The organism is Streptomyces sp. WAC 04229 (assembly GCF_003947455.1).
Taxonomy (GTDB): Bacteria; Actinomycetota; Actinomycetes; order Streptomycetales; family Streptomycetaceae; genus Streptomyces.
Genome location: NZ_QHJH01000322.1, coordinates 1 through 4,457, shown reverse-complemented (window position 1 = coordinate 4,457; position 4,457 = coordinate 1). Strand labels below are relative to the sequence as shown.

The following is a 4,457-nucleotide window of genomic DNA, read 5'->3' as shown; positions in this document are numbered from 1 at the left end:
GCCACCTACCGCGAGACCTGCTGCCCCCGCACGCCGTACGCGACGACACCCACCGCCAGCACACCCACACCCACGACGACCGACACCGCCGGAAGCGAGAAGGCGAGCACCACGCACCCGATCAGACCCAGCGCCGGTACCACCCGCGACGCCCTCGACCGGCCGAGCGTGCAGGCCGACGCGTTGGCCACCGCGTAGTACACGAGCACACCGAAGGAGGAGAAGCCGATCGCGTCCCGCACGTCCACCGTGGCAGCCAGGACGGCGACGACCGCGCCCACGGCCAGCTCGGCCCGGTGCGGCACCTGAAAACGCGGATGCACCGCGGCCAGCGCTTCGGGCAGATGACGGTCCCGGGCCATGGCGAGCGTCGTCCGTGACACACCCAGGATCAACGCCAGCAGCGATCCCAGCGCCGCCAGCGCCGCGCCCACTCGCACGACCGGTACGAGCCCCGGCACACCGGCCGCCCGCACCGCGTCCGCCAGCGGCGCCGGGGCCTGCCCCAGCCCCACCGGGCCCAGCACGGAGAGGACGGCCACCGCGACACACACGTACACCGCCAGCGTGATCCCCAGGGCCAGCGGGATCGCGCGGGGAATGGTGCGCCGAGGATCCCGCACCTCCTCACCGAGGGTCGCGATCCGGGCGTACCCCGCGAACGCGAAGAACAGCAGCCCGGCCGCCTCCAGTACCCCGCCGGCGCCCTCCGACACCCCGATGTCCAGCCGCCCGGCATCGGACCGCCCCGACCCCAGGCAGACCACCACCACGGAAGCGAGGACAGCCAGGACGACCGCCACGATCACCCGCGTCAGCCACGCGGACTTCTGAATGCCGCCGTAGTTCACCGCGGTCAGCGCCACCACGGCCGCGACCGCCACCACATGCGCCCCATCCGGCCAGACGTAGGCGCCCACGGTGAGCGCCATGGCAGCACAGGAGGCCGTCTTCCCGACGATGAACGACCAGCCCGCGAGGTATCCCCAGAACTCCCCGAGCCGCTCGCGCCCGTAGACGTACGTGCCGCCCGAAACCGGATGGCGGGCGGCCAGCCACGCCGAGGACATGGCGTTGCAGTAGGCCACCACGGCCGCCATCGCGAGGCCGATCAGCAACCCCGACCCGCCCGCGCGCGCCGCCGGAGCCAGGGCGGCGAAGATCCCGGCGCCGATCATCGCGCCGAGCCCGACGACGACGGTGTCGCCCACACCCAGCGTGCGACGCAGCTCAGAACCCGCAGGTGTCATGGGTCGCACCATACTGATCAGCGCAACCACCGGACGCGCTCGCAACGTCCTCCCCGCCAAGAGGACATGAACACCGCGAAGGAAAGAGCCCACAGCACCGGGAAGGTGCAGGCGCAGCGAGAAAGGGCAGGGTCACGGCATGACCGTCATCAGCTGGATCATCCTGGGACTGTTGGCCGGGGCCATCGCCAAGTTCCTGTTGCCGGGACGGGACCCCGGAGGGCTGATCGGCACGACCGTGATCGGCATTGCGGGGGCGTTCATCGGCGGCTGGATATCGGCCCGCTGGCTGGACCACCCGATCAGCAAGGACTTCTATGACGGCGCCACCTGGGCGGCGGCCATCGGCGGCGCACTGGTGCTCCTGATCGCCTACCGGCTTCTCTTCGGCAACTCACGCGACTGAACGCGACCGCACGCGCGTGAACCGCAGACGGCAGGGGTGGGCGCCGCCGGGCGCCCACCCCTGCCGTCCGTAGCAACTCACCGGTAGTTGACGAACTGCAGCGCGAAGTCGAAGTCCTGGCCCTTCAGCAGGGTGATGACGGTCTGCAGGTCGTCACGGCTCTTCGACGAGACCCGCAGCTCCTCACCCTGCACCTGGGCCTTCACGCCCTTGGGGCCCTCGTCGCGGATGAGCTTGGCCACCTTCTTCGCGTTCTCCTGGGAGATGCCCTCCTCGATCGACGCGAAGATCTTGTACTCCTTGCCGGAGAGCTGCGGCTCGCCCGCGTCCAGAGCCTTCAGCGAAATGCCGCGCTTGATCAGCTTTGACTGGAAGACGTCGAGGACGGCACTCACCCGGTCCTCGGAGTTGGCCTCCATGAGGATCTTCTCGCCGGACCACGAGATCGAGGCGCCCACGCCCTTGAAGTCGTAGCGCTGCGAGATCTCCTTGGCGGCCTGGTTGAGGGCGTTGTCGACCTCCTGCCGCTCGACCTTCGAGACGATGTCGAAACTGGAGTCGGCCATGTCCTGTGGCTCCTTGTATCTGGGTGCGTGTCGGCCCGGTATGGGCCCGTACCGGCATGTGTCGGCGGCCGCCGAGCCCTCCCAGGGTCCCTCGGCCGCATCCGGACCAGCCTAGCCACCCGCCGACCCCCGAGCGGCGATCAATCGGGTGGCGAAGCACCCCGCCACATCAGGTATTGTTTACGTCGTTGCCACGGAGCGCCGCCGAAAAGCGGCTCGCCAGGCAGCAAACCCCGGCGGTGTGCCCGAGCGGCCAAAGGGAGCAGACTGTAAATCTGCCGGCTCAGCCTTCCCAGGTTCGAATCCTGGCGCCGCCACAAGACCGAAAGGGTCTGCGACCAGCAGCAATGCTGGTCGCAGACCCTTTCGGCGTTCACGGACCGACGAAGAGTGCAGGCCGGGGGCGTCGTCAGGACCGGCCGGGGCCGGCTGCTGCTATGGCCTCCGTCGCCACCCGTTGCAGCGCTCGGTTCGTGAGCCAGCTGTTCTTCCCGCCGGTCAGGTGTGCCACGGCGCGGCCCACCCATTCCGGGTCGCCGAGCAGGTGGAGCTGTCCCTCGTCGACGAGCTGCCGCAGCAGGCTCTCCAGCCGGAGGGCATCCACCGCCCGATACGGGCGGGTGTGCTGGTCGAAGCGGAGTGGGTGGTTCTCGTACGGGTGGCGCAGCGTCATGTGCATCCAGCCGCCGCTGCTCCCGGCGACCCTTCCTCTCAGCGTGTACATGCCCCTGCTGTTCGAGCTCCAGGAGTGTTTCCCCCAGCTGAACCAGATGCCGGTCATGATCCTGGACCACGGGATGAGCCGTCCCTCTGAGCCTGGCTCGTGCTGGTGGAGCCCGTCCGGACGAAACTCCACCCAGTGGGCGTCGGATCGCGTGGCGTCTCCGACTCCCCAACGTCCGCTGACCAGTTCCAACGGTCCCAGGAATGTGCCGTCCGTCACCATGAGGGTCATTGAATCAAACTGTCGCGCCGTCTCCGAGAGTGCTCTCCGGCCGAGCCGTACACATGAGCGCTCGCCGGACATCAGAGGCCCTTCGTCATGTGCCTCGCCCAAGAGGCCCGCGCCCGTGGCCGCCCGGCGGGCGTGCGTTGCGGGCAGACTGGGGCCATGGCCTCGTCCTCCCGTCGCAGAATGTGCCCCGAGTGCCGTCGCGAGATCGCCGTCGTCGCGGGGCGGTACGCGCGCCATGACCCGCCCGGAGCGCGGGGCGGCGGCGAGCTGGTGTCCTGTCCGGGATCACGGCGGACGGCGCAACTCGGCGCGGCGCAGCCGTCCTTGGACGGGTACGTCGTCCCCGACTTCCCCGGACAGCTGCCCCTGTTCTGACCGCGTCCCGCGTCCGCCCGGCGCCTCCTGCCTCCCCGCGACCCGTTCGCCCCGCCCGGCCAGGGAGCCCGCCTCAGTTCCCGGCCACCGACTTCACCGCCACCGACACCGGTGTCGAACCGCTGATCAGCTCCAGGGTCAGGCCGTGCGTCGCCGGGGTGTCCACCAGTTCGGCCAGGGCCGCGGCCACGTCGTCGCGCGGGACGGGGCCGCGGCCGGTGTGGGCCTCCAGCCGTACGAGGCCGGTGCCCGCGTCGTCCGTCAGCATGCCGGGGCGCAGGATCGTCCAGTCCAGCTCGTCCAGTGAGCGCACGTGCGCGTCGGCCTCGCCCTTGGCGCGCAGGTAGACGTCGAAGATCTCGTCGCCCTGGTGCGTGGGGTCGGCGCCCATGGAGGACACGACCACGAAGCGCCGCACGCCCGCCCGGACCGCCGCGTCCGCGAAGAGGACCGCCGCCGACTTGTCCACCGTGTCCTTGCGGGCCACCCCGCTCCCCGGACCCGCCCCCGCGGCGAAGACCGCCGCGTCGGCGCCCCGCAGGCACTCCGCGACCTCCTCCAGTGAGGCCGACTCCAGATCGAGCACGACCGGTTCGGCACCGGCCGCGCGGAGATCGTCGGCCTGCTCGGCCTTGCGGATGATGCCCGCCACCTCGTCGCCGCGCGCGGCGAGCAACCGCTCCAGCCGCAGCGCGATCTGACCATGACCACCAGCGATGACAATGCGCATGTCTTCGACCGTACGCCCCGACAGCCGCCCCCGCCGCACGACTTCAGCGCCGCTGCACGACTTCTGCCAGGCCGCACGACTTCGCCCCCGCAGCACGACTTCGGCCCCGCTCCCCGGGACGGCCACGGATGCCGGTGCGGCCACGGGAGAAACGGCAGAGGCGCCTTGCCCACCC

6 protein-coding genes and 1 tRNA gene are annotated in these 4,457 nt (G+C 70.6%); 3 read left to right on the top strand and 4 right to left on the bottom strand.

Translation table 11 applies throughout. The features are described from left to right. Nucleotides 1-5: 5 nt before the first annotated feature. Entirely contained in the window at nucleotides 6-1,250 is a 1,245-nt protein-coding gene (locus DMH12_RS37380; protein WP_125495722.1) for an APC family permease, read from the bottom strand. Nucleotides 1,251-1,389: 139 nt separating this feature from the next. Between DMH12_RS37380 and DMH12_RS37375 the strand changes: the two genes are divergently transcribed. After that, entirely contained in the window at nucleotides 1,390-1,656 is a 267-nt protein-coding gene (locus tag DMH12_RS37375; protein ID WP_125495721.1) for a GlsB/YeaQ/YmgE family stress response membrane protein, read from the top strand. A gap of 77 nt (nucleotides 1,657-1,733) precedes the next feature. On the opposite strand, the gene DMH12_RS37370 is transcribed toward DMH12_RS37375, so the two are convergent. Then, a complete protein-coding gene (locus DMH12_RS37370; protein WP_125495720.1) occupies nucleotides 1,734-2,222 on the bottom strand; it encodes a YajQ family cyclic di-GMP-binding protein in 489 nt (162 codons plus the stop codon). Nucleotides 2,223-2,457: 235 nt separating this feature from the next. On the opposite strand from DMH12_RS37370, the gene DMH12_RS37365 reads away from it, so the two are divergent. Continuing rightward, nucleotides 2,458-2,539 (top strand) — tRNA-Tyr (locus tag DMH12_RS37365). A gap of 92 nt (nucleotides 2,540-2,631) precedes the next feature. Here DMH12_RS37365 and DMH12_RS40390 read toward each other — a convergent pair. Beyond that, a complete protein-coding gene (locus DMH12_RS40390) occupies nucleotides 2,632-2,946 on the bottom strand; it encodes a hypothetical protein (protein ID WP_312023998.1) in 315 nt (104 codons plus the stop codon). A gap of 387 nt (nucleotides 2,947-3,333) precedes the next feature. Between DMH12_RS40390 and DMH12_RS37355 the strand changes: the two genes are divergently transcribed. After that, nucleotides 3,334-3,552 (top strand): hypothetical protein, encoded by a 219-nt coding sequence (locus DMH12_RS37355; protein WP_125495718.1) that lies wholly within the window; start codon nucleotides 3,334-3,336, stop codon nucleotides 3,550-3,552. Between the two features lie 73 nt (nucleotides 3,553-3,625). On the opposite strand, the gene DMH12_RS37350 is transcribed toward DMH12_RS37355, so the two are convergent. Continuing rightward, nucleotides 3,626-4,282, bottom strand: coding sequence for an SDR family oxidoreductase (locus DMH12_RS37350; RefSeq protein ID WP_125495717.1), 657 nt, complete (start codon nucleotides 4,280-4,282; stop codon nucleotides 3,626-3,628). Nucleotides 4,283-4,457 lie beyond the last annotated feature (175 nt).